The organism is Candidatus Phaeomarinobacter ectocarpi, assembly GCF_000689395.1.
GTDB classification, from domain to species: domain Bacteria; phylum Pseudomonadota; class Alphaproteobacteria; order CGMCC-115125; family CGMCC-115125; genus Pyruvatibacter; species Pyruvatibacter ectocarpi.
Genome location: NZ_HG966617.1, coordinates 2,145,531 through 2,168,120, shown reverse-complemented (window position 1 = coordinate 2,168,120; position 22,590 = coordinate 2,145,531). Strand labels below are relative to the sequence as shown.

The 22,590-nt window shown below is 59.1% G+C and carries 18 protein-coding genes and 1 other RNA gene (1 of these 19 cut by a window edge); 18 read left to right on the top strand and 1 reads right to left on the bottom strand.

Going from position 1 to position 22,590, the window contains the following annotated elements:
• The 17 genes from rnpB to ftsZ form a co-directional block, all read left to right on the top strand.
• Positions 1 to 244: RNase P RNA component class A (rnpB, locus tag BN1012_RS17215), an RNA gene on the top strand; it begins 236 nt to the left of the window's first position.
• Positions 245 to 615: 371 nt separating this feature from the next.
• Positions 616 to 1,140 carry a division/cell wall cluster transcriptional repressor MraZ gene (locus tag BN1012_RS10465; RefSeq protein ID WP_052535080.1) on the top strand — a complete coding sequence of 175 codons (525 nt, stop codon included), beginning with the start codon at positions 616 to 618 and terminating at the stop codon, positions 1,138 to 1,140.
• On the top strand, positions 1,137 to 2,219 hold the full coding sequence (rsmH, locus tag BN1012_RS10460) for a 16S rRNA (cytosine(1402)-N(4))-methyltransferase RsmH (RefSeq protein ID WP_043949577.1): 1,083 nt from the start codon (positions 1,137 to 1,139) through the stop codon (positions 2,217 to 2,219). The genes BN1012_RS10465 and rsmH overlap by 4 nt, the downstream gene beginning before the upstream one ends.
• Positions 2,216 to 2,575, top strand: a complete 360-nt coding sequence (gene ftsL, locus BN1012_RS10455) for a cell division protein FtsL (RefSeq protein ID WP_043949576.1) — start codon at positions 2,216 to 2,218, stop codon at positions 2,573 to 2,575. The genes rsmH and ftsL overlap by 4 nt, the downstream gene beginning before the upstream one ends.
• Before the next feature lie 13 nt (positions 2,576 to 2,588).
• Positions 2,589 to 4,367, top strand: a complete 1,779-nt coding sequence (locus BN1012_RS10450; RefSeq protein WP_081826330.1) for a peptidoglycan D,D-transpeptidase FtsI family protein — start codon at positions 2,589 to 2,591, stop codon at positions 4,365 to 4,367.
• 4 nt (positions 4,368 to 4,371) lie between these two features.
• Complete coding sequence (locus BN1012_RS10445) at positions 4,372 to 5,838, top strand: UDP-N-acetylmuramoyl-L-alanyl-D-glutamate--2,6-diaminopimelate ligase (RefSeq protein ID WP_043949575.1); 1,467 nt, start codon at positions 4,372 to 4,374, stop codon at positions 5,836 to 5,838.
• 5 nt (positions 5,839 to 5,843) lie between these two features.
• Positions 5,844 to 7,298 (top strand): UDP-N-acetylmuramoylalanyl-D-glutamyl-2,6-diaminopimelate--D-alanyl-D-alanine ligase, encoded by a 1,455-nt coding sequence (locus BN1012_RS10440; RefSeq protein ID WP_052535073.1) that lies wholly within the window; start codon positions 5,844 to 5,846, stop codon positions 7,296 to 7,298.
• Positions 7,298 to 8,386 (top strand): phospho-N-acetylmuramoyl-pentapeptide-transferase, encoded by a 1,089-nt coding sequence (gene mraY / locus BN1012_RS10435; protein WP_043949573.1) that lies wholly within the window; start codon positions 7,298 to 7,300, stop codon positions 8,384 to 8,386. The genes BN1012_RS10440 and mraY overlap by 1 nt, the downstream gene beginning before the upstream one ends.
• A gap of 21 nt (positions 8,387 to 8,407) precedes the next feature.
• Positions 8,408 to 9,853: a UDP-N-acetylmuramoyl-L-alanine--D-glutamate ligase gene (murD, locus tag BN1012_RS10430; protein ID WP_043949572.1), complete on the top strand. Its 1,446-nt coding sequence runs from the start codon at positions 8,408 to 8,410 to the stop codon at positions 9,851 to 9,853.
• On the top strand, positions 9,850 to 11,031 hold the full coding sequence (gene ftsW, locus BN1012_RS10425) for a putative lipid II flippase FtsW (RefSeq protein WP_043949571.1): 1,182 nt from the start codon (positions 9,850 to 9,852) through the stop codon (positions 11,029 to 11,031). The genes murD and ftsW overlap by 4 nt, the downstream gene beginning before the upstream one ends.
• Complete coding sequence (gene murG, locus BN1012_RS10420; RefSeq protein WP_043949570.1) at positions 11,028 to 12,134, top strand: undecaprenyldiphospho-muramoylpentapeptide beta-N-acetylglucosaminyltransferase; 1,107 nt, start codon at positions 11,028 to 11,030, stop codon at positions 12,132 to 12,134. The genes ftsW and murG overlap by 4 nt, the downstream gene beginning before the upstream one ends.
• Positions 12,131 to 13,546, top strand: coding sequence for a UDP-N-acetylmuramate--L-alanine ligase (gene murC / locus BN1012_RS10415; protein WP_081826329.1), 1,416 nt, complete (start codon positions 12,131 to 12,133; stop codon positions 13,544 to 13,546). Before murG ends, murC begins: the two co-directional genes overlap by 4 nt.
• Complete coding sequence (murB, locus tag BN1012_RS10410; RefSeq protein WP_043949569.1) at positions 13,543 to 14,484, top strand: UDP-N-acetylmuramate dehydrogenase; 942 nt, start codon at positions 13,543 to 13,545, stop codon at positions 14,482 to 14,484. The genes murC and murB overlap by 4 nt, the downstream gene beginning before the upstream one ends.
• On the top strand, positions 14,481 to 15,401 hold the full coding sequence (locus BN1012_RS10405) for a D-alanine--D-alanine ligase (RefSeq protein WP_043949568.1): 921 nt from the start codon (positions 14,481 to 14,483) through the stop codon (positions 15,399 to 15,401). Before murB ends, BN1012_RS10405 begins: the two co-directional genes overlap by 4 nt.
• Positions 15,389 to 16,375, top strand: coding sequence for a cell division protein FtsQ/DivIB (locus tag BN1012_RS10400; protein WP_081826328.1), 987 nt, complete (start codon positions 15,389 to 15,391; stop codon positions 16,373 to 16,375). The genes BN1012_RS10405 and BN1012_RS10400 overlap by 13 nt, the downstream gene beginning before the upstream one ends.
• On the top strand, positions 16,372 to 17,739 hold the full coding sequence (gene ftsA, locus BN1012_RS10395) for a cell division protein FtsA (RefSeq protein WP_081826327.1): 1,368 nt from the start codon (positions 16,372 to 16,374) through the stop codon (positions 17,737 to 17,739). The genes BN1012_RS10400 and ftsA overlap by 4 nt, the downstream gene beginning before the upstream one ends.
• 201 nt (positions 17,740 to 17,940) lie before the next feature.
• Positions 17,941 to 19,566, top strand: coding sequence for a cell division protein FtsZ (gene ftsZ, locus BN1012_RS10390; RefSeq protein WP_043949566.1), 1,626 nt, complete (start codon positions 17,941 to 17,943; stop codon positions 19,564 to 19,566).
• 130 nt (positions 19,567 to 19,696) lie between these two features.
• On the opposite strand, the gene BN1012_RS10385 is transcribed toward ftsZ, so the two are convergent.
• Positions 19,697 to 21,469: a methyl-accepting chemotaxis protein gene (locus BN1012_RS10385; RefSeq protein ID WP_081826326.1), complete on the bottom strand. Its 1,773-nt coding sequence runs from the start codon at positions 21,467 to 21,469 to the stop codon at positions 19,697 to 19,699.
• A gap of 404 nt (positions 21,470 to 21,873) precedes the next feature.
• Here BN1012_RS10385 and lpxC point away from each other — a divergent pair.
• A partial coding sequence (gene lpxC, locus BN1012_RS10380; protein WP_043949565.1) for a UDP-3-O-acyl-N-acetylglucosamine deacetylase occupies positions 21,874 to 22,590 on the top strand: 717 nt, incomplete at its 3' end.

The window sequence follows — 22,590 nt, the reverse complement described above, 5'->3', positions numbered from 1 at the left end:
TCTTTGGAAGGTAAGGGTGAAAGGGTGCAGTAAGAGCGCACCGCGTGGCTGGTAACAGCGGCGGCAAGGTAAACCCCACCGGGAGCAAGACCGAATAGGGACACGCATATGGCTCGTTTCCGGGCCGCTGTCCGGGTTGGTTGCACCAGGCGTCTGGTAACAGGCGTCGCAGATGAATGGCCATCTATCGCGGCTGGTTCGCCAGTTGCGGGGACAGAACCCGGCTTACAGGCCATCTGACGCTTATATATGTCAAAAAACAGCTGTATTTCAGGGTTTGGCGCGCGCGCGCGGGCCCGCGATTACCGTTCGCGTGAATTTGGTTCGATGCTCGTACACCGGCTGACTGCCGGCGAGGGCCTCCACTGGCACCGGTTTGTTCCCATTACGTTCATGCTACGATTTACGAAGTCTTAAAGTCTAAGGATAACAATGGCTTAAAGCGTTAACGGTTTGGGCCCCTAAGTGCCTGAAATGGCTTGCTGAGGCCGCCCAAAACCCTACCGTTTCGTTGACGCCCAGTTAATCCCATGATATCCCATGATGTCCCAAATCACTGTTGGGGCAGTCCGTCTTTGGCCCTGTATCTGGCCGTAGCGGACGCGTGAGAGGGGAGTGCTGCTGATCCTTGTGGTTCCAGCGGCTGTATCAGGGGGCTTTGCAGTGGCGTTGTTCGTCTCGACCTATGAGAACAAGGTCGACAAGAAAGGCCGGGTTTCGGTGCCTGCGGCATTCCGCAAGGCGCTGGAAGGCGAGTCCTTTGACGGCATCTATTGCTTTGAGCACCTCTCCAAGCCCTGCATTCAGGGCGGCGGCCACAGCTATATCGAGATGCTCCAATCCGCCATCGAGCAGGTGTTTGACCCGCTCACCGATGACCAGGATGATTTTGCGACAACGCTGCTCTCCGGTTCCACGCCCTTGGCACTGGATGGCGACGGACGCGTGACGCTCACCAAGGACCTGATTGAGACCGGCGGCTTTGGCGAGACGGTGGTTTTTGTCGGCATGGGCGACAGCTTTGAAATCTGGGAACCCAAATCCTTTGCTGAGCATCGTGCTCATGCCCGCCGCCGTGCTGCTGAAAAGCGCGCGCTGCTGCTGCGTCCGCGCAAGGCTTCGGAAGGAGGCACTGCATGAACGACATTGCAGCCTCCGCCCAAAACGAACCACATGTGCCGGTGATGCTGAATCAGGTGCTCGACGCGCTGGTGCCGCATGCGGGCGGCATCTATGTGGATGGCACTTTCGGCAATGGCGGCTATACGCGCGGCATGCTTGATGCGGCCGACGATGCCCGCATCGTTGCGATTGATCGCGACCCTAATGCCATCGAAGCTGGACAGGTGCTTGTTGATAGCTCCTCAGGCCGGTTGGCATTGGTCACGGGATGTTTCGGTGACATGGGTGATCTGGTCCCGCCGGTGCTGCGCGCGTGGCAGGCAGGCGCGCCGGACGGCATTGCGCTTGATCTTGGCGTGTCCTCCATGCAGCTCGATCAGGCCGAGCGGGGGTTTTCTTTCCGCAATGATGGCCCCCTTGATATGCGCATGGACGCAGGCTCGGGCGACACGCCAAGTGCTGCGGACGTGGTCAACACCTACGAGCCGCGTGACCTGGCCCAGATCTTCAAAGTGCTGGGTGAGGAACGTCAGGCCAAGCGTATTGCGAATGCCATTGTGCGTCGTCGCGAGGACGAGCCCTTTACCCGTACTGCTGACCTCGCAGACCTTGTGTCTCGCGTCATCGGCGGCAAGCCGCAGCGGATTCATCCGGCCACACGGGTGTTTCAGGCGCTGCGCATCTACGTCAATGACGAATTGGGCGAACTGGCACGCGGGTTGATCGCCGCAGAAAAACTGCTGGCAGAAGGCGGTCGACTGGCCGTCGTTTCCTTCCATTCATTGGAAGACCGCGTGGTGAAGCGCTTCTTTGCCTCTCGTGCCGGCGCGGTCTCCAACCCGTCCCGGCATATGCCCGAAGCACAGTCCGGTCCGGCACCTTCGTTCAAACTGCTGACGCGCAAGGCGCAGGAACCGACAGAAGACGAGATCAACCGCAACCCGCGTGCGCGGTCTGCCAAGCTGCGGTCAGTGGAACGCACGGGTGCGCCGGTGCATGCGGTGGATGCAAGTGACGCGGGCATGGTTGCTCTTGGTTTGCCGCGCATGATGAGCGGTGTTCTTGATGCCCATGCGGGTGCTGGAGGTGCGTCATGATGCGTGTCGTCAACACTGCTGCCATCATGATCACGCTGGCACTAGCCTTTGCGCTTTATCACGTGAAATACGAGACGCAGGCGGAGCAGAAGCAAATTCGTGCGCTGACGGCTGACCTGGCCACGGAACAGGATGCCATTCAGGTGCTGCGTGCCGAGTGGAGCCTGCTGAACCAGCCTGAACGTCTGGAACAACTCGTCAAACGTCACACGCAGCTGCAGCCACTTGCCCCTGCACAGATTGTCACCATGGCGGATCTGCCCGCGCGTCCCAAGGCGTTGCCGGGTCTGGAAGCTGATCCATCGCTTGGCGGCTATGCCGGTGTTGGCGGCATGACCGGGCCGGATATTCAGTGATGGGGGCAGGGCAATGAACGCATCACCACAATCCAAAGCCTGGGTCACTATTGACCTTGATGCCCCCACCGCAGCGGTATCGGGGCCGAGGACCTCTTCAGCAAGTGATGCCCCACAAGGGTTTGATGTGCTGGAGCTGGAGTTCACCGGCACCAAGGCGCAAGCGGCGGAAAACGGTCGCAATCGAATGGCACTTCTGGCGGCCTGCTTCCTGGCCGCCTTCGTCATTCTTGGGATGCGTGTTCTTGAGCTTACGCTTGCGGACGCACCGCAAATGACCGTGCGCAGCGCGCCTGTGCAATCGGGCCCCATTCATCGCGCGTCGATCACGGACCGCAACGGCAATGTGTTGGCGACAGATGTTGCGGTGCCTTCGCTCTATGTGGACGCGCGCAAAGTCATCGAGCCTGTTGCAACAGCTGACGCATTGTTGACGGTGCTGCCGGACCTCAATCGCGAAAAACTGATTTCGCAGCTCACAAGCGGGCGGGCCTTCCAGTGGATCAAGCGTCAGCTTGGCCCCCGGCAGCAGGCTGCCGTGCATGCGCTTGGCTTGCCGGGTATCGCCTTCAAGCGCGAGCCAAAGCGGGTGTACCCCAAGGCGATGTCAGCCGCGCATGTACTCGGTTATGTGGACATGGACAACACCGGCATCGCGGGCATTGAGCGCGGGCTTGATGATCTGATCCGCCAGGCCGACGACTACAATGAAGCGATGCCCATCGTGCTGTCGCTCGACATGGGCGTTCAGCATGCAGTGGAAGAAGAACTCGCCCGTGCCATGGAGACGTTCAGCGCGAAGAGTGCGGCGGGCATCGTTCTGGATGTGCATACCGGTGAAGTGCGTGCTCTCGCATCGCTTCCGGACTACGACCCCAATGCACCCATGGCCTCTGACGACAAGGCGCGGTTCAATACGGCCACCCGGGCCGTCTATGAAATGGGTTCCACCTTCAAGGTGTTTACGGCCGCCATCGCGCTTGATGCGGGTGTCGCGACACTGTCCTCACGCTACGATGCGCGCCAGCCGCTGAAAGTGTCCGGTCATACGATCCATGACTACCACGCCGAAGAGCGCTGGCTGACCGTGCCTGAAGTTGTCATGCATTCGTCCAATATCGGCACCGCCAAGATGGCTATGGACATCGGTGTTGATCAGCACAAGGAGTATCTGGCCCGTCTTGGACTGCTGGACCGTCCAGCGCTTGAAATTCCAGAAGTGGCGCAGCCGCTCAAGCCGCGGCAGTGGCATGAGGTTGAGACCATGACGATTTCCTTTGGTCATGGCCTTGCTGTATCGCCGCTGCAACTGGCCGCTGCAGGATCCGCCATCGCCAATGGTGGGTTCAAGGTATCTCCCACGCTCCTGGCGATGCGCGACCGTGAGCCCAAGCGTGAGCGGGTGCTGGACACGCGCACTGCCAATGATGTGGTTGATCTGATGCGCATGGTCGTGTCCGAAGGCACGGGCAGCAAGGCGGATGTGCCGGGCTATGAAGTCGCCGGCAAGACCGGGACAGCCGAAAAACCGGGCCGCGGCGGATACAAGAAAAACCAATTGATCACATCGTTCCTGTCAGTGTTTCCAGCGTCTGCGCCTGAATATCTCGTGCTTGTGCTGCTGGATGAGCCGCGGGCAACGAAAGATACCTATGGCTATGCGACGGCCGGCTGGAACGCTGCTCCAACAGCCGGCAACGTCATTCGCCGCGTAGCGCCTATTCTTGGCGTCAGCCCTGTGAAGACCCGGATGCCGGGCCCTGCCATCGTTGAAGCCGGATTGGTGAGGTAGCGATATGGATCTGGCTCACCTCCTCGGCGCACGTGTCTCCATCCCTCAAGGGGCTGGCACAATCGATATCACGGGTCTCACCGAAGACAGCCGCAAGGTAAAGCCTGGCTTCCTGTTTGCTGCCTTGCCGGGTACGCAGGTGGATGGTGCCAAGTTTATTCCCAAGGCGTGCGAGCAGGGGGCCGTTGCCATTCTTGCGCCGCCGGGAACGGACATGCCTGCTGACTATCCGGATGTGACGCTGATTGCAGACCGCAATCCGCGCCGCCGGTTTGCGCTGGCAGCGGCCAACTTCTACCACGCTCAGCCGCATACAGCGGTTGCAGTGACAGGCACCAATGGCAAGACGTCGGTTGCTTCTTTTGTGCGGCAGATCTGGGAGCGGCTGGGGACGCCAGCGGCCTCCATCGGCACGCTGGGTGTGATGACAGCCGGCGAAACGCGCAAGCTCATTCACACAACGCCCGACCCGGTGACACTCCATGCTGCCCTCGCGGAGCTTGCTGCGGAAGGCATTCAGGCGGTCGCTGTTGAAGCCTCCAGCCATGGACTGGTGCAGCATCGTCTGGATGGTGTCGAGCTGACCGCGGCTGCCTTTACCAATATCAGCCGCGACCACATGGATTATCACGAGACGTTCGAGGACTACGCCTACGCCAAGATGCGTCTGTTCGGCGAAGTGCTGCCGCCTGGCGGCACTGTTGTGCTGAACGCCGATGCGCCGCTCTCCAAGGAGATTGCTGCGGTGTGTTGGGCGCGGGCTCAAAAAGTCATCTCGGTCGGATTTGAAGGCACGACCCTGAAGCTCGAAAAGCTGACGCCGACAGCCCATGGTCAGAACCTGACTGTGCTGCATGAAGGTCGGTCGCATGACATTTCACTGCCGCTGGTGGGCGACTTTCAGGCATCCAATGCGCTGGTCGCTGTCGGCCTCGTGGCTGCAGCCGGAGCACCGGTTGACCGCGCGGTTGCCGCCTTGTCCTCCCTTGAAGGCGCTGCAGGCCGCCTTGAGATGATGGGAACCTCAAAGACGGGCGCTGCAGCCTATGTGGATTATGCTCATACGCCTGATGCCCTTGAGACCGCCATCACAGCCCTGCGGCCCCATACGGCCGGTCGGCTGGTCGTCGTATTTGGGTGTGGTGGTGACCGTGATGCGGGCAAGCGTCCGCAGATGGGCGAGATCGCTGTCCGCCTCGCGGATGCGGCCATCGTGACCGACGACAATCCGCGCTCGGAAGATGCGGCGGCCATTCGTGCTGACATCATGGCAGCAGCTCCCGGTGCGCGGGACATTGGTGATCGGGCGCAGGCGATAAAGGCGGGTCTTGAGGGTCTGGGTGAGGGCGATGTCTTGCTTGTTGCCGGCAAGGGTCATGAAACCGGCCAGATTGTGGGCGATGAGGTCCGTCCATTTGATGATCGCGCGCAGGTCAAGGCTGCGCTGCAAGATGTTCGGGAGGGTGCGTAACGCCCATGACCTCTAAGCCCGCCACACCACTTTGGACTGCGCAGGATGCGGCAACAGCCATGGGCGCGCCGCTGCTCGGCAATGCTGACTGGCAGGCCCACGGCATCTCTATGGATACCCGTACGCTGCAACCCGGCGACCTCTTTTTTGCCCTGCTGGGCGATGGCAATGACGGGCATGACTATGTGGCGCAGGCGCTGGACAAAGGGGCTGCCTGTGCCGTGATTTCTCGTCCCGTAGATGGCCTGAAGCCGGATGCACCGCTTGTGCAGGTGGAGGACACCCTGAAGGCGCTTGAAAATCTGGGGCTTGCCGCCCGGGCGCGCAGCAGCGCCCGCATCTGTGCGGTGACAGGGTCAGTCGGCAAGACCGGTACAAAGGAAGGCCTGCTTCATATTCTAAGCGGGCAGGGCCGGACCCATGCGTCCGTTGCCTCCTACAACAATCATATCGGGGTGCCGATTACGCTTGCCCGCATGCCGGCGGATGCCCAGTTCGGCATCTTTGAAATCGGCATGAACCACGCCAACGAAATTTCGCCACTGGTGAAAATGGTGCGGCCTGAAGCAGTCATCATCACAACCGTTGAAGCTGTCCACATCGAGAATTTCGGTTCGGTTGAAGAGATCGCCGACGCCAAGGCTGAGATTTTTGACGGGTTGCAGGCCGGTGGAACCGCGATCCTCAATCAGGACAATCCGCATTTCGACCGGCTCAGGTCACGGGCTCTGGCGTGTGGAGCCGGGAAGATCATCGCCTTTGGCAAAGCGGAATTGGCAGACGCCCGGGTGACACGCATGTCGCTCCAATCAGATGCGTCGTATGTGACCGCATCGATCTGTGACCATGAGATGACCTACAAGCTGGGCGTGCCGGGCGAGCACATTGTGATGAACTCGCTGGCCATGCTGGCCTGCGTCCACGAGCTGGGCGCTGATCTGGCTTTGGCCGGTCTTGCGCTTGGTAAGCTGCTGCCACCGGAGGGGCGGGGCAGTCGCATTGAAATTGACGTGCCGCGCGGGTCCTTCCTCATTATTGATGAAAGCTACAACGCCAACCCGACTTCGATGAGCGCCGTCATGCAGGCTTTGGGCAATACGCCTCCGGGTCCACGTGGTCGCCGCATTGCGGTGGTGGGAGACATGTTGGAACTGGGCGACCAGGGTCCCGCAGACCATGCCGGCCTGAAAGAGCCGATTGCTGAAAACGATGTCGATCTCGTGTTTGCCTGCGGTCCCCTGATGGAAAATCTCTGGGACGTTTTGCCAACCGGCGTTCGCGGTGCCTATGCGGATACCTCGGCTGAACTCGCGCCACGCGTGGCAGATGAAATTGCGCCCGGCGATGTCGTGATGATCAAGGGGTCGCTCGGCAGCCGCATGGCAGTTGTCCTCAACGCCCTCAAAGACCTGGGGCCCGAGACCCAATCCAATAAGAACACCAAAGAGGAGCTGGTCTGATGCTCTACCTATTGTTTGCTGATCTGGCTGATCAGGTCTCCTTCTTCAACGTGTTCCGCTACATCACGTTTAGAACAGGTGGCGCCACGATGACGGCGCTGCTGGTGGCCTTCTTGATGGGCCCGGCGTTCATCCGCTGGTTGAAGAAGAAACAGAAACAGGGCCAGCCCATTCGGGAAGACGGCCCGCAGAGCCATATCGTGGCCAAGGCCGGTACGCCGACCATGGGCGGCGGGCTGATCCTCATGTCGATCGTCGTTGCGACCCTGCTGTGGGCTGATCTCACCAATGGATATGTCTGGGCGGTGCTGGGTGTCACGGTTGGTTTTGGTCTCGTGGGTTTTGCCGACGACTACCGCAAGGTGACGCGAGCAAGCCATGCGGGCGTCTCCGGCCGTGTGCGGCTGGCGATCGAGTTTGGCATCGCATTTGTTGCTGTTGTCTTCATGATGCAGCTGTCAACAGATGGACTTGGCGGGGCTGTTGCCGTCCCCTTCTTCAAGGATGTGCTGATCCAGCTTGGTCTGTTCTACATCGTCTTTGGTGGCCTGGTGATTGTGGGCGCGTCGAACGCGGTCAATCTGACAGACGGTCTAGATGGTCTGGCGATTGTGCCGGTCATGATTGCGGCCGCCAGCTTTGGCCTCATAGCCTATCTCATCGGCAATGCGGTGTTCTCGGATTATCTGCAGATCCATTTCGTGCTGGGCACCGGTGAGCTTGCCATTATCTGTGGAGCCATAATCGGTGCGGGCCTTGGCTTCCTCTGGTTCAATGCGCCACCGGCCATGGTGTTCATGGGCGATACCGGCTCGCTCGCTCTGGGCGGTGCCATCGGCTCCATGGCTGTTGCCACCAAGCATGAGCTTGTTCTGGTTATCATCGGTGGCCTGTTCGTGGTGGAAGCGCTGTCCGTCATCGTGCAGGTCGCGTCCTTCAAGCTGACCGGCAAGCGCGTCTTCAAGATGGCGCCCATCCACCATCACTTTGAGCAGCTTGGCTGGGCTGAGCCCACCATCGTTATCCGTTTTTGGATCGTCGCCATCATCCTGGCGATGATCGGCCTTTCCACCCTCAAGCTTCGATAGAAAGAGAAGAACCACCTCGCCATGATCCCCGTTCCAGGATTTGAAGCAAAACGAGTAGCGATGTTCGGCCTTGGTCGGACAGGGCTCGGTGTTGCGCGTGCCCTGGAAGCCGGGGGTGCGACGGTGCTGTGCTGGGACGACGGAGAAGCCCGGCGCGAAGAAGCACAGTCCGAAGGTCTTGAGCTGCATGATCTGTACAATGCAGATTGGTCACAGATTGAAGCGTTGGTTCTAAGTCCGGGTGTTCCTCTGACGCATCCGGCACCGCACGCTCTTGTGCTTGCAGCCAAAGCAGCCGAGGTGCCTGTCATTGGTGACATGGAACTGTTCCAGCGGGCGCTTGATGCCTCAGGCAAACGGGCGCGCATGGTTGCGGTGACCGGTACCAATGGCAAATCAACGACGACGGCGCTGATCGGACACCTGATCCGGCAAGCAGGCGGTAATGCGCAGATTGGTGGCAATATCGGTCGCGCTGTGCTGGACCTCGACCCGCCGGAAGACCAAACGGTCTATGTCATCGAGATTTCGTCCTACCAGCTTGATCTGGCGCCGGGCTTTCGCCCGGATGTAGCTGTGCTGCTGAACATCACGCCGGACCATCTTGATCGCCACGGCAACTTTGAAAACTACGTTGCCATCAAGGATCGGATTTTTGCCAACCAGACAGCCCGTGGATATGCGGTGTTCGGCATCGACAGTGAACCGGTGGCGCGCCTGTGCACCAGCCGATGTGGTCAACAGGCTGCGGCTGGATCAAATGAAGGCGGCCCAAAAGTGATTCCGATTTCGGCGCGCAAGTCGCTGGGCCGGGGCGTCTATGTGCTTGGTGGCAAGATTTATCATTCCCGCTCAAGCCGCGTGGAAGAAGGTGCGGACCTGAACGGCATCACCACCCTGCAGGGATCTCACAACTGGGAAAATGCTGCTGCGGCCTTTGCCGCCGTTCGTGTGCTGGGCATTGACCCCGCCAAGATCGCCGATGGGCTGAAGCGGTTCCCGGGTCTGGCCCATCGCATGGAGCAGGTCGGTGAACATGATGGTGTGCGCTTCATAAATGACAGCAAGGCGACGAACGCAGATGCTGCGGCACGTGCTCTGGCTACCTATGACAAGATTTACTGGATTGCCGGTGGCGTTGCCAAGGCGGGGGGGATTGAGCCGCTTGCTGAGTACTTCCCAAAAGTTGCCAAGGCCTATCTGATCGGAAATTCAGCACAGGACTTTGCGGCCACTTTGGATGGGCGCGTCAAACACACGCTTTCAGGAACCCTCGACGAAGCGGTGCTGCAGGCAGCCCATGATGCCGCCAAGGACGAAAATGCCGTGGTGCTGCTGTCGCCTGCCTGTGCGTCCTTTGATCAATTCCCGGATTTTGAGAAGCGTGGCGATGCGTTTCGCGATGCTGTGCGTGCTCTGGCTCAGTCGTCTGACAAGGCGAAACAGGGCGGGGGGGCAGCTGCATGATCCGTCTTGCCCGCACAGACAAAAGCGCGATCGCCCAATGGTGGTGGACGGTTGACCGCTGGACGTTTGCCGCCTTGATCCTGCTGCTGGGTCTGGGGACCGTCATGTCGCTTGCCGCAAGTCCGGCTGTGGCGACACGCATTGGTCTCGAGCCTTATCATTTCTTCTACCGGCATCTCATTTACCTGGTGCCGGCTCTGCTGATCATGTTCGGGGTTTCCCTGCTGAGCCCACGCGGCGTGCGGCGTCTGGCGACACTCATTTTTGCAGGTGCCCTTGTTCTTATGGTTGCCACCCTGCTGATCGGCCCGGAGATCAAAGGTGCGACCCGCTGGCTATATGTGGGCCCATTCTCGTTGCAGCCTTCAGAGTTTGCGAAGGCCGGTTTTGTGGTTGTCTGCGCGTGGATGTTCGCTGAGGGCAGCAACCGTGAGTCCGGCATGCCCGGCAACACCATTGCGGCGGCGTTGTGGATTGCGACGATTGGTATTCTGGTCATGCAGCCGGACTTTGGTCAGGCGCTGCTGGTGACCGGCACGTGGGGCGCGCTGTTTTTTCTGGCCGGTATTCCCTGGGTCTGGATTGTGCTTCTGGCCTCACTGGCGGTGGCCGGTGCCTATGGCGCCTACATCATGATGCCGCATGTGGCGAGCCGTATTGACCGGTTTCTTGATCCAGCCTCCGGTGACACCTATCAGATTGACACAGCGCTTGATGCGTTTTCGCGAGGTGGCTTCCTCGGCATGGGGCCCGGCGAAGGCACGATCAAGCGTGTGCTGCCGGATGCGCATACAGATTACATCTACGCGGTGACCGCTGAGGAGTTTGGGGCATTGATGTGCCTTCTCGTACTCGCCATTTTCGGTTTCGTTGTGCTGCGGTCCTTTGCCCGCGTCATGGGTGAGACGGATAAATTCGTGCAGCTGTCAGCTTGCGGTCTTGCAGTGCTCTTTGGTGTGCAGTCGATCATCAACCTGGGTGTGAACCTCAATCTGCTCCCGGCAAAAGGCATGACGTTGCCGTTCGTTTCCTATGGTGGGTCGTCCTTAATCGCGCTGGCCATCTCTATGGGCATGCTTCTTTCTCTGACCCGGCGCCGCGTTGGTAGTCAGGCAGCGTTGACCGCGCGAATTATCCCGGGACTGCGCCAGGCACGGCTGGCTGGAGGTGTGGCATGAGCAAGCCGATCGTCATTGCAGCTGGTGGAACCGGCGGTCATCTCTTCCCCGGTCAGGCACTGGCGCAGGAGCTTGTGCGTCGCGGCCAGAAGATTGCTGTCATCACGGATCACCGTGTCTCAGGTGTGCAGGCACGGTTTCCGGATGCAGAAGTATTCTCAGTCCCATCTGCAACGCCCTCTGGCGGTGGTCTCGTGGGCATGGTGTCGTCTGTCACTCCGATCCTGCGTGGCATTCTGGCCTCCCGTAAAGTGTTGGCGAAACTCAATGCCAGCGCCGTGATTGGATTTGGCGGCTATCCGACACTCCCGCCCCTGATTGCCGCTCATATGCGTGGCATCCCCACGGCGGTGCATGAACAAAACGCCGTGCTTGGGCGCGTCAACCGCCTTATGGGGCCGCGGGTGAGCGCCATTGCCTCCACCTTTGCAGAGCCGAAATATCTGACAGAGAAAGATGCTCCGAAACTGTCGCTCACCGGCAATCCGGTGCGTGATCAGATCATCAAGGTTGCCGACCGAAGCTATGTGGCGAGTGGCGGTGACAGTGCGTTCAATCTGCTCGTTTTTGGCGGCAGTCAGGGTGCACGTGTCATGAGTGACATTGTGCCTGCAGCCGTCGCTCAATTGCCCGTCGCACAGCGCAGCCGCCTGCGCGTGGTTCAGCAGGCGCGGCCTGAAGATGTCGACCGCGTATCGCAGGCTTACGCAGACGCGGGTGTGACCTGCGAAGTCGCGTCTTTCTTTGAAGACATGCATGAGCATATTGCCGCCGCGCAGCTGGTGGTCGCGCGCTCCGGGGCGTCCACGGTAACGGAGCTGGCGGTTGTTGGCCGTCCATCCTTCCTTGTGCCTCTGCCGCACGCCATTGATCAGGACCAGCTTGCCAATGCGCAAGTGCTCAGTGATGCAGGCGGTGCGTGGCTGATGCAGCAAAAACACTTCACGCCGGACCTGGTCTCGGCTGAACTTGAACATCTCATGGTTGCACCGGACCAGCTGGAAACAGCTTCCGCCTGCGCCAAATCTGTTGCCCGGCCTGACGCCGCTGCGCGTCTGGCTGATCTAGTTGAGGCGCTCGCCTCGGGGAGTACGAACCAGTGAGCGATCTCGCCCGCACCTTTGGCACCATTCACTTCGCCGGCATCGGCGGCATCGGCATGAGCGGCATTGCCGAAGTCATGCACAATCTCGGCTACACGGTGCAGGGCTCTGACCTTTCCGACAATGCCAACGTCAAGCGCCTGCGTGAGCTGGGCATTCACGTGTTCATCGGCCAGCGGGCTGAGAACCTCGAGGGTGCGGCCTGCATTGTCATTTCCTCCGCTGTCAAAGACGACAATGCGGAAGTCATTGCGGCGCGCGAGGCAAAGCTGCCTGTTGTTCGTCGCGCGGACATGCTCGCCGAACTGATGCGTCTCAAAAGCTGCGTGTCCATCGCGGGGACCCACGGCAAGACGACGACTACATCCCTTGTTTCTTCCTTGCTGGATGCGGCGGGCTTCGACCCGACCGTCATCAATGGCGGCATCATCAATGCCCACGGTACAAATGCCTATCTGGGGCAGGGCGAGTGGATGGTCGTCGAGGCGGATGAGTCCGATGGAACATTTATCAAGCTCCCCTCCACCGTAGCCGTTGTAACCAATATCGATCCGGAACATCTGGATCACTATGGTGATTTTGACACGTTGCGTGAGGCCTTCCGCTCCTTTGTCGAGCAGGTGCCGTTTTATGGATTTGCGGTGCTCTGCATTGATCACCCCGAAGTGCAGGCGCTGCTGGGTCGCGTGCGTGACCGGCGGGTCGTGACCTACGGCCTGAGCCCTCAGGCGGATGTGCGTGTGGTTGATCTTGATTTTGTTGATGGCCGGTCTGTGTTCTCAGTCGAGCTGAGCGACCGCGTCAAAGGGGACACCCGCCGTATTGATGGTCTCGCACTTCCCATGCCGGGCGAACACAATGTTCTTAATTCTGCAGCGGCCATCACCGTCGCCCGTGAAATGGGTGTGCCGGACGACAAGATTATTGAAGGCCTGTCGCGCTTCGGCGGTGTAAAGCGGCGCTTCACCTTGACGGGCACCTGGAACGGCGTGGCCATATATGATGACTACGGACACCACCCGGTTGAAATCTCTGCCGTACTTGCGGCGGCGCGGTCTGCGGCCAAAGGGCGGATCATCGCTGTCGTTCAGCCGCATCGCTACACGCGCCTGCGTGATCTATTCGAAGAATTCTGCAGCTGCTTCAACGACGCGGATCTTGTTCTCGTAGCGGATGTGTTCCCGGCTGGTGAGGAGCCGCTGGAAGGCTATTCCGCAGCGACACTCACACAGGGTCTGATCGATCACGGTCACAAAAACGCTGTGCAATTGGCGTCGCCCGATGATCTGGCCTCGCTGGTTGCTGCGGAAGCCAATGACGGCGACATGGTTGTTTTCCTGGGGGCCGGCAATATCACCCAGTGGGCAAATGCCCTGCCGGGTGAACTTGAAAGCAAGGGAGGGGCTGCATGACGCAGACACAGACCCACCCTTCATTGCTTGACCGGCTGCCAAAGGTGCGTGGCTCCTACAAGGAGAACGCACCGCTGGCGCCTTTGACCTGGTTCCGCGTCGGCGGCGCGGCAGACGTTCTGTTTACGCCGGCAGATGCAGATGACCTTGCGACTTTCCTTGCCGGTTGTCCTGACGACATTCCGGTTCTTGTTGTGGGCGTTGGGTCCAACCTGCTGGTGCGCGACGGGGGCATCGAAGGTGTTGTGATCCGGCTTGGGTCAGGCTTCACGTCGATAGAGCGGGTTGATGACACAAAGATGCGGGCTGGCTGCGCTGTGCCTGACATTATGCTGGCCAAGGCGGCGCTTAATGCCGGGCTGACCGGTCTTGAGTTCTACCGCGGCATTCCCGGTGCACTGGGTGGTGCGTTGCGCATGAATGCCGGTGCCTATGGTCATGAAACCAAGGATGTGCTGATTGAGGCCGAAGCTGTCTCCCGCAAAGGGGAGCGCGTCACCTTGAGCAATGCGGACTTTGGGTATTCCTATCGCCACTCTGAGGTGGCTGATGATCTCATCTTTACCTCAGCCTTGTTTCAGGCCGCCCTCGGCGACAAAGACGAGATCAAGGCCCGTATGGACGACATCACATCGTCGCGCGAGGACAGCCAGCCCATCAAGAGCCGCACCGGCGGGTCAACCTTCAAAAATCCCGGTGGCACCAATCCGGACGGTCCCAAGGCTTGGAAACTCATTGATGCTGCTGGTGCACGTGGGCTCAAGCGTGGCGGGGCGCAGGTCTCGGAGCAGCACTGCAACTTCCTGATCAATACAGGTGACGCCACCGGCAGCGACCTTGAAGGCCTCGGCGAAGAGGTGCGGGCCCGTGTGAAAGAAACAAGCGGCATTGAACTCCAGTGGGAGATCAAGCGGGTTGGCCGGGAGGCGCAGACATGAGCCGCGCTGACACACATGTGGCTGTCCTGATGGGTGGCTGGTCTGCCGAGCGTGAGGTTTCGCTGTCTTCAGGCAAGGGATGTTCTGCCGCGTTGCGCGAAGCAGGCTTCACCGTCACCGATGTAGATGCCGGCCATGACCTTGCGCAGGTACTCGCTGACCTCAACCCTGATGTGGCGTTCAACGCACTGCACGGCCCATGGGGCGAAGATGGTTGTGTGCAGGGACTGCTTGAAGTTCTGGAGCTGCCGTACACCCACTCAGGCGTGCTGGCGTCGGCTCTTGCGATCGACAAGCAGCGGGCAAAACACCTTTTGGCCAATACGGGCATGCCGGTCGCGGAAGGGCGCGTTGTTACGCGCGAAGAAGCTGCCTCTGCTCATGCGATGGACGTCCCCTATGTCATCAAGCCGTTGGACCAGGGATCGTCCATCGGGGTCTTTATCGTTCGTGAGGGCGACAATCGCCCGCCCGCGGAACTGTCTGACCCCAAGTGGAATCTTGGCGAGGAAATGCTGGTTGAAGCCTTTGTTGCCGGTCGCGAATTCACCTGCGCGGTCATTGATGACATGGCGCTTGAGGTCATTGAGATCAAGCCACGCACTGCGTTCTACGATTATGAAGCGAAATATGCTGCCGGCGGGTCAGAGCATCTGCTCCCTGCGCCCATTGATGAAGGGTTGAAGCAGCGCATTCAGGATCTGTCGTTGATGGCGCATCGCGGCCTTGGCTGCCGGGGTGTCTCGCGGTCCGACTTTATATTTGATGAGAAGCGCGGTGAGCCCGTGTTTCTTGAGGTCAATACGCAACCGGGCATGACGCCAACGTCGCTTGTGCCTGAAATTGCGGCTTATGGCGGCATGCCGTTTCCAGAGCTGGTTGCGTGGATGGTGGAGGATGCGTCATGCCGACGGTAAAATCCGGAGCAAAGAAGAAGAGCCCCGCGAAACGTAAACCGGCATCCCGGTCGCGCCGCGCGCCAGCGACACCGCGCAAGAGCGGGACGTTCCGGTCCGGCAGCCGGTCGCAGAAATCATTTGGCCGCCGTGGCGCCGCACCAACCGGGTTTAGAGCCCGCATGGGCGCATTGCTGAATGCCAGTCGCTTCTTCGGCTTAGCAGCTGTCGTGTTGCTGGCCCTCACGCTTGGCTACGGCCTGGTCGCCGGTGGGCATGTTGCAGCGTTTGGCGTTGCTGTTGTTGAACAGAGCAAGTCTGCTGTGGCAGGGCTTGGACTGCGAGTGGAAGAAGTCACCGTTGAGGGACGGACGCGCACAGAAGCGGCGGATGTCCTCAAGGCACTTGGAGCCACACGCGGACAATTCATCTTTGATATTGACCTTGTCGCGGCGCGGGACCGCCTGGAGCGCTTGGAGTGGGTGGAGCGCGCAACCGTATCGCGGCATCTGCCCGGCACGGTTCACGTCCAGCTTATGGAACGCGAACCCTATGCGGTGTGGCAGCGCGGCGGACGTCTGTCGCTGGTGGATCGCACGGGCTCCCTGATTACAGACAACAACCTGTCGGGTTTTGCGCACCTGCCGCTTGTAGTTGGTCACGGCGCACATCGCAATGCATCTGCCTTGATGAAAGAGCTGATGGCCAGGCCCGCTCTTGCCGCGCGCGTGCAGGCTGCCGTGCGTGTATCGAACCGCCGGTGGAACCTCAAACTGCAAAATGGCATCGAGGTTCGGCTGCCTGCCCGTGGCATTTCTGACTCACTTAGAAAATTGGTGCGTATGGATGCCAAAAATGGCGTTCTTTCGCGGAATATCCGCGCTGTGGACCTACGCGTTCCTGGACGAATCACTATACTGATTGATTCGGAGTCAGCGGCGCAGAGACGTGCCGCATTCCAGACGCGTTCGGTAGAGGGGGGACGTGACGCATGAATGTAATCACGCTGCCAACTCATACGCGGGGGAGCGATAACGCTTCTTCGAAAGCGCGGGGCAAAGCGCCTCAGCGCGGCAGCGGGCGTCATGCAAACCGTGGCGGCATTGTTGCTGCCCTGGATGTGGGCACATCCAAAATCACCTGTTTCATTGCACGCGTTGATGCGGCGGCTGAGGGAACCTCAGCGCCTGCCGTCCGCGTGATCGGTATTGGCCAGAAGGTATCCCGCGGCGTACGTGCAGGCGCGGTCGTTGATATGGACCTGGCTGAAGAGGCCATTCGTGCAGCGGTCGATCAGGCCGAGCGCATGGCGGGCATGACGGTCAGGGAAGTGCTGGTGACAGCGTCCGCCGGCACACCGCGCAGCCATCGTTTGTCTGTGCGTGTGGCCATCGGCGGTCAGGAAGTCAGTGGCGATGATCTGTCACGCGTACTCAAGCATGGCCAGACACACTGCGTGACGGACGATCAAGCCGTCATGCATGCAATTCCGGTCGGCTACACGATTGATGGTAGTCCCCGTATTGCTGATCCCATCGGCATGTTTGGGGACCGTCTTGGTGTCGACATGCATGTTGTGTCTGCTTCACCGGGCCCGCTTCGCAACCTTCTTGTTTGCGTTGAGCGGTGTCACCTGGAACCGGTTGGCGTCGTCTGTGCCCCTTATGCCAGCGGACTTTCATCGCTGGTGGAAGACGAAATTGATCTTGGTGTTGTCTGCATTGATATGGGCGGCGGCACCACTTCCATCTCTGCGTTTGTTGAAGGCAGCTTGCTGCATGTCGATGTTCTGCCCGTTGGTGGGCAGCATGTGACCAATGACATTGCGCGCGGCCTTTCTACGCCGCTGGCCCATGCTGAACGCATGAAGACACTTTATGGGTCGGCGCTTGCCAGCCCATCAGACGAACGCGAAATGATTGACGTGCCGCAGGTTGGCGAGGATGTCAGCGATGCGGCCAACCACATTCCAAAGTCGATGCTGACCGGCATTATTCAGCCACGGGTTGAAGAGACCCTTGAACTGGTGCGTGACCGGCTGATGGCGTCAGGCATCGGCAGCATGGTCGGGCGGCGGGTCGTTCTGACCGGCGGTGCGAGCCAGCTTACAGGATTGCGCGATATTGCAGCCCGTGTGCTCGACAAGCAGGTGCGCCTCGGGCGCCCGCTACGGGTTGCAGGTCTTGCAGAAGCTACTGGTGGACCGGCGTTCTCAGCGTGTGCCGGTCTGCTGCTTTATGCGCGCGGGCATCAGGCTGAACTGGCGACACCGCAAATGCTTGAAGACGGCGTTGCTCTTGGCGAAGACACGACAGGACGCTTCTCGAAAATCGGGAGGTGGCTGAAGGAGAATTTCTAAATTTGTTCAATAGGTTCATCGGCAGGCGGACCATTTTGAACTAACGTATGACTTAGGCGAATCACGTAAAACTGACAAAGATCAGTTGCGTACAAGCAAAGCCGGAATGAGGCCCTAGAAAGGGTCCGTCCAGGTGGCGCATTCAACAGTGAGGCCGAGCGGAAACAAAGCGCACTAAGCGCATCCAATGGAGGCCCTCCAATGACGATCAATCTCTCGGTCCCCGAACAGACCGAACTGAAACCTAGAATTACTGTCTTCGGCGTCGGTGGCGCTGGCGGCAATGGCGTAAACAACATGATCGAGTCCGGCCTTGAAGGCGTGGACTTCGTTGTTGCCAACACAGATGCACAGGCACTGTCACAGTCGCTTGCGGATCGCCGTATCCAGATGGGTACCGCCATTACGCAGGGACTTGGTGCCGGCTCGCGCCCACAGGTGGGCGAAGCCGCTGCTGATGAAGCGCTGGACGAAATTGTTCAGCATCTCACCGGTTGCCACATGGCATTCATCACGGCCGGCATGGGCGGCGGCACAGGTACTGGTGGCGCACCTGTTATTGCCCGCGCCGCGCGCGAGATGGGTATCCTGACGGTTGGTGTGGTGACAAAGCCATTCCAGTTCGAAGGCAGCCGCCGCATGCGGATTGCAGACGAAGGTATTGAGGAACTGCAGCGTTACGTTGATACGCTGATCGTCATCCCCAACCAGAACCTGTTCCGTGTCGCCAACGAGAAAACCACTTTTGCTGACGCGTTCAGCATGGCGGATGAAGTGCTGCACTCCGGTGTGGCCGGCATCACAGACCTGATGGTGCGTCCGGGCCTTATCAATCTTGACTTTGCCGATGTGCGCACCGTCATGAATGAAATGGGCAAGGCGATGATGGGAACGGGTGAAGCCTCCGGCGAAACCCGCGCTATCGAGTCGGCGGAAGCAGCCATTTCCAACCCGCTTCTGGACGAAGTGTCCATGAAGGGTGCGCGTGGCGTGCTCATCAACATCACCGGTGGCATGGACATGACGCTGTATGAAGTTGACGAAGCAGCCAATCGCATTCGTGAGGAAGTTGATCCTGACGCCAACATCATTGTCGGCTCGACATTCGACACCGCTCTTGATGGTTCCATGCGCGTCTCTGTTGTTGCGACGGGCATTGATTCTGAAGCAGCTGCGGAAGACCCCCCGATTGTTAAGCCTGCAACCGAGCCGGTTCGTGGTTTCCGTCTCAAGAGCCAGCAGACTGAAGCAGACATTGCAGCCAACGATGCCGCAACTTCTCCTGCACAGGAACCTGCTGCCGCTGCGGCAACAGATGCTGCCTACATGACGTCACTGCCGCCGCTGGATGACAATATTGACCCGGCTGAATACGAAGCTGAAGTCATCATCCACAAGCCGCAGGTTCAGCAGGAAGTTGCCGAAGCAGCACCTGAGATCGAAGAACCTGTCGCCGCCGAGCCCGCACCACGCGGCGCCGTCGTGGCACGGGATCAGGGGGCTGCGTACATTGCTCCTGAGCCCCGCCGCATGCAGGCCAAGCCTCGCAAGAAGGCGCCTGGTTTCTTTGAGCGCATCACGGGTGCCGCCCGTGGACGTGAGGAAGACGTGGATCGTGGTGCAGCAACACCGCTGCGCCCGACAACCAAGCCGGCGGCGCGCATGGAACCCCGCATGGCTCCGCGGCCGGTAGCCAACCCGGCTGCCGAAGCACCTCAGCGTGCTGCACCGGTTCAGCAGGCCACGCCTGTTCGTGAACTGGCGCCGGATCCGGTTGAGGAAGAACAGCTGGAAATTCCAGCGTTCCTTCGCCGGCAGGCCAACTAGGACGACACTTTGCCGGGGCCGATGGGCCCCCGCACAAGGCTGATTGTTTCCGTTACGCAGGCGGTCCCTGTCTCAGAAGAGACAGGGACCGTTTGCTTTTGGATCTGCATTTTGAATGCGCGACCTGGCGCTATGCGACGTCTTTCGCAAACTCGGCGCGGATGGTGTCCAGGGTATCGTTCAACTGGTCTTCCAGCGTATTCACCGCGCTCATCACTGCACCGGTTTCGTTTCGAACGGTGGATGAGCTTGTGCGGCTGTTGTTGATGGATTCCGACACCTTGTGGATCGATTCCGTCACGCTCTGGGTGCCGGTTGCCGCCTCGTGGATGTTGCGGGAAATTTCCTGGGTCGTTGCACCCTGTTCTTCCACTGCGGAGGCGATGGCTGAGGCCACCTGACTGACTTCGCCAATCGTGTTGGTGATGGCATCAATCATTGAAACAGCATTGCTGGTTGCAGACTGGATGGACTGAACCTGTCCGCCGATCTGCTCCGTGGCTTTTGCTGTCTGTGACGCCAGCGACTTCACTTCGGACGCGACGACCGCAAAGCCCTTGCCGGATTCCCCGGCGCGGGCGGCTTCGATGGTGGCATTGAGGGCCAGAAGATTGGTTTGGTCGGCAATGTCGGTGATCATTGCAATGACCTGGCCGATTTCCTGAGCTGCTTCATTCAGCCCCAGGATCTGCGCCTGCGCTTCGTCAGACTGAGATTTTGCCCTTTCGGCAACGCTCGCTGACTGGCTGGACTGTTCGGCGACTTCGCGAATGGCGGTTGTCATTTCTTCTGTCGCAGACGACACGGACTGCACATTGACGGTCGCTTCTTCTGCTGCGGCCGCTACAGCCGTGTTTTCGTCCATGACCTCATTGTTGATCTGCTCCATCGTGTCGACCGCAGAGGTCATTTCCGCAGTATTTTTATGTAGGGCGGTCACGGTGCCATTCAGCTTTTCCGTGATTGTGTCGGTCATGCGCAGGACCGTGTCGCGAACTTTGATCTCCGCTTCGCGTTCCATTTCCTTCTGGCGCTCAGCAAGCTCTTTTCGCTCGATGATCTGGATGCGGAATTTCTCCATGGCGTGCGCCAGCATACCAACTTCGTCCTTCGATTTGGCGTCGATGGTGATGTCGGTGTTGCCCGATGCCAGTTCGTTCACATTGGCCAGCATTGCTGTCAGTGGCTTTGAAGTGATTGTACCGATGCCGTATCCAATGACCAGCAGCAAGGCCAGGCCACTACCGCCGGCAATCCAGATGACTATCTCGGCGGAATGCTCGTGTTCCAGGGCTGCCTGTGCGGATTGCAGCGTAAAGGCATTGAGTTCCTCGAGCAGAGCTTCGACTTCATGGTCGATTTTGTCTTCCTCCTCATGAACGAGGATGGCGAGCTTGTCTGCTTCGTAGAGATTTCCTGAACGCAAGGCCGCAAATAGCTGGCGGGCATGCTCTTCAAAAGAAAAATGCTCTTTTTCAATATTCTTGAGCACGTCCAGCACATGGGTGAATTCAGCGCGAGCTTCCTCAGTATGTGCGACTTCAATTGCGTGTTCCGCGAGCTTTTCGCCCTCTACAATCTCAGCATTTACCTTCTTGGATAGCGCTTCAAACTTCTCGATGTGCTTATCCATGGCACCCGGCTTTGCGTGGCCGCTGTCCAGGGCATATCCGGCCGCAAATGTGCGCTCGACAGAAATGGCCTGCTCAAGTTGGTGAACGGTCACCTTCGTGACCATATTCGTAAGCGGAATATCTTCCTCGGTTATTTCCGCTATTTCGATGCCGATGGCAGCGATCTGCATGTTGGCGAAGGTGATAACCCCCGCCAGAATCAATGCGCTGACTGCAATAAAGACAAGCATCTTCAGCTTTAGCGACAGATTTTGGAATATTTTCAACATTGTTAGACCCCGGTATGACCTTGTTCCCGGGGGTATAATTCCCACTAAATTCCTAAGGTTTAGTTTGTGCACCGAATGCGCGCATTGGTTGCAACTTTCTGGCGATGGGCGCGACCGTTGTGCAATGCGACATGGCGAGGAAAAGTGTTAATGAAATCATATGGTTAAGGTGTAACACAGCGAAACACCGTGTGACTTGTTGATGCGATGGAGCGTTGTTAGAAGACTATTGCATCAAATTGCCCGACAGCTGCGTTTGGGTGCTTTTCAGTGATCTTGGGGGATCACATTGGAAATGCACCTTGGCTGAATGGTTGCCCGCCTTGGGGAAGGCGAGACTGGATGCGTAAGAGGGGGACGTGCGTATCGTGACTGTTCAAGACGGAAAGGCCCTTCGGGCAAACATGGCCAAAACAAAACCGCAGCAAACTTTGAAGACCAGTATCAGCTGCGCAGGCGTTGGCGTGCATACGGGCGCGATGGTCAATATGACTTTCCATCCTGCAGCTCCGAACACCGGCATTGTTTTCCGTCGTACAGACCTTGACCCATCAGCTGGTGGTGGCGCCGATATTTGCGCGCTTGCCTCATCCGTTGGTGATACGCAGCTGGGCACAACCATCTGTGCGTCCGGCGAGTTTGCCGACAAAGCCACAGTTTCCACGATTGAACATGTCATGGCCGCACTTGCTGGCTGTGAGATCGACAACATCATCATTGACGTTGATGCGCCGGAAGTGCCGGTCATGGACGGCTCTTCTGCGCCGTTTGTTCGCCTCATCGAGTGCGCCGGTGTTGAGCAGCAGGGCGCACCGCGTCGCTATATCCGCATTTTGCGTCCGATTGAGATTTCTGGCGACAAGAAGCTGGCACGGCTTGAGCCTTATGATGGCCAGGCGTTTGAGTTCGAGATTGATTTTGCCACGCCCGCCATCGGCCAGCAGGCTGTTGCCATTGAGCTTGGCTCTGACTGCTTCAAGAAAGACATTTCCGAAGCCCGTACTTTCGGCTTCGTGGAAGATGTGGAAGCGCTGCGCAGCATTGGTCTGGCGCGGGGGTCTTCTCTGGACAACACGGTCGCCATTCAAAATGACGAGATCCTCGACGAGGACGGACTGCGC

What these genes read in the sequence shown, in the direction of transcription:
- rsmH (WP_043949577.1), top strand. Translation starts at nt 1,137, where the DNA reads ATGAACGACATTGCAGCCTCCGCCCAAAACGAACCACATGTGCCGGTG.
- ftsL (WP_043949576.1), top strand. Translation starts at nt 2,216, where the DNA reads ATGATGCGTGTCGTCAACACTGCTGCCATCATGATCACGCTGGCACTA.
- BN1012_RS10450 (WP_081826330.1), top strand. Translation starts at nt 2,589, where the DNA reads ATGAACGCATCACCACAATCCAAAGCCTGGGTCACTATTGACCTTGAT.
- BN1012_RS10445 (WP_043949575.1), top strand. Translation starts at nt 4,372, where the DNA reads ATGGATCTGGCTCACCTCCTCGGCGCACGTGTCTCCATCCCTCAAGGG.
- BN1012_RS10440 (WP_052535073.1), top strand. Translation starts at nt 5,844, where the DNA reads ATGACCTCTAAGCCCGCCACACCACTTTGGACTGCGCAGGATGCGGCA.
- mraY (WP_043949573.1), top strand. Translation starts at nt 7,298, where the DNA reads ATGCTCTACCTATTGTTTGCTGATCTGGCTGATCAGGTCTCCTTCTTC.
- murD (WP_043949572.1), top strand. Translation starts at nt 8,408, where the DNA reads ATGATCCCCGTTCCAGGATTTGAAGCAAAACGAGTAGCGATGTTCGGC.
- ftsW (WP_043949571.1), top strand. Translation starts at nt 9,850, where the DNA reads ATGATCCGTCTTGCCCGCACAGACAAAAGCGCGATCGCCCAATGGTGG.
- murG (WP_043949570.1), top strand. Translation starts at nt 11,028, where the DNA reads ATGAGCAAGCCGATCGTCATTGCAGCTGGTGGAACCGGCGGTCATCTC.
- murB (WP_043949569.1), top strand. Translation starts at nt 13,543, where the DNA reads ATGACGCAGACACAGACCCACCCTTCATTGCTTGACCGGCTGCCAAAG.
- BN1012_RS10405 (WP_043949568.1), top strand. Translation starts at nt 14,481, where the DNA reads ATGAGCCGCGCTGACACACATGTGGCTGTCCTGATGGGTGGCTGGTCT.
- BN1012_RS10400 (WP_081826328.1), top strand. Translation starts at nt 15,389, where the DNA reads ATGCCGACGGTAAAATCCGGAGCAAAGAAGAAGAGCCCCGCGAAACGT.
- ftsA (WP_081826327.1), top strand. Translation starts at nt 16,372, where the DNA reads ATGAATGTAATCACGCTGCCAACTCATACGCGGGGGAGCGATAACGCT.
- ftsZ (WP_043949566.1), top strand. Translation starts at nt 17,941, where the DNA reads ATGACGATCAATCTCTCGGTCCCCGAACAGACCGAACTGAAACCTAGA.
- BN1012_RS10385 (WP_081826326.1), bottom strand. Translation starts at nt 21,469, where the DNA reads ATGTTGAAAATATTCCAAAATCTGTCGCTAAAGCTGAAGATGCTTGTC.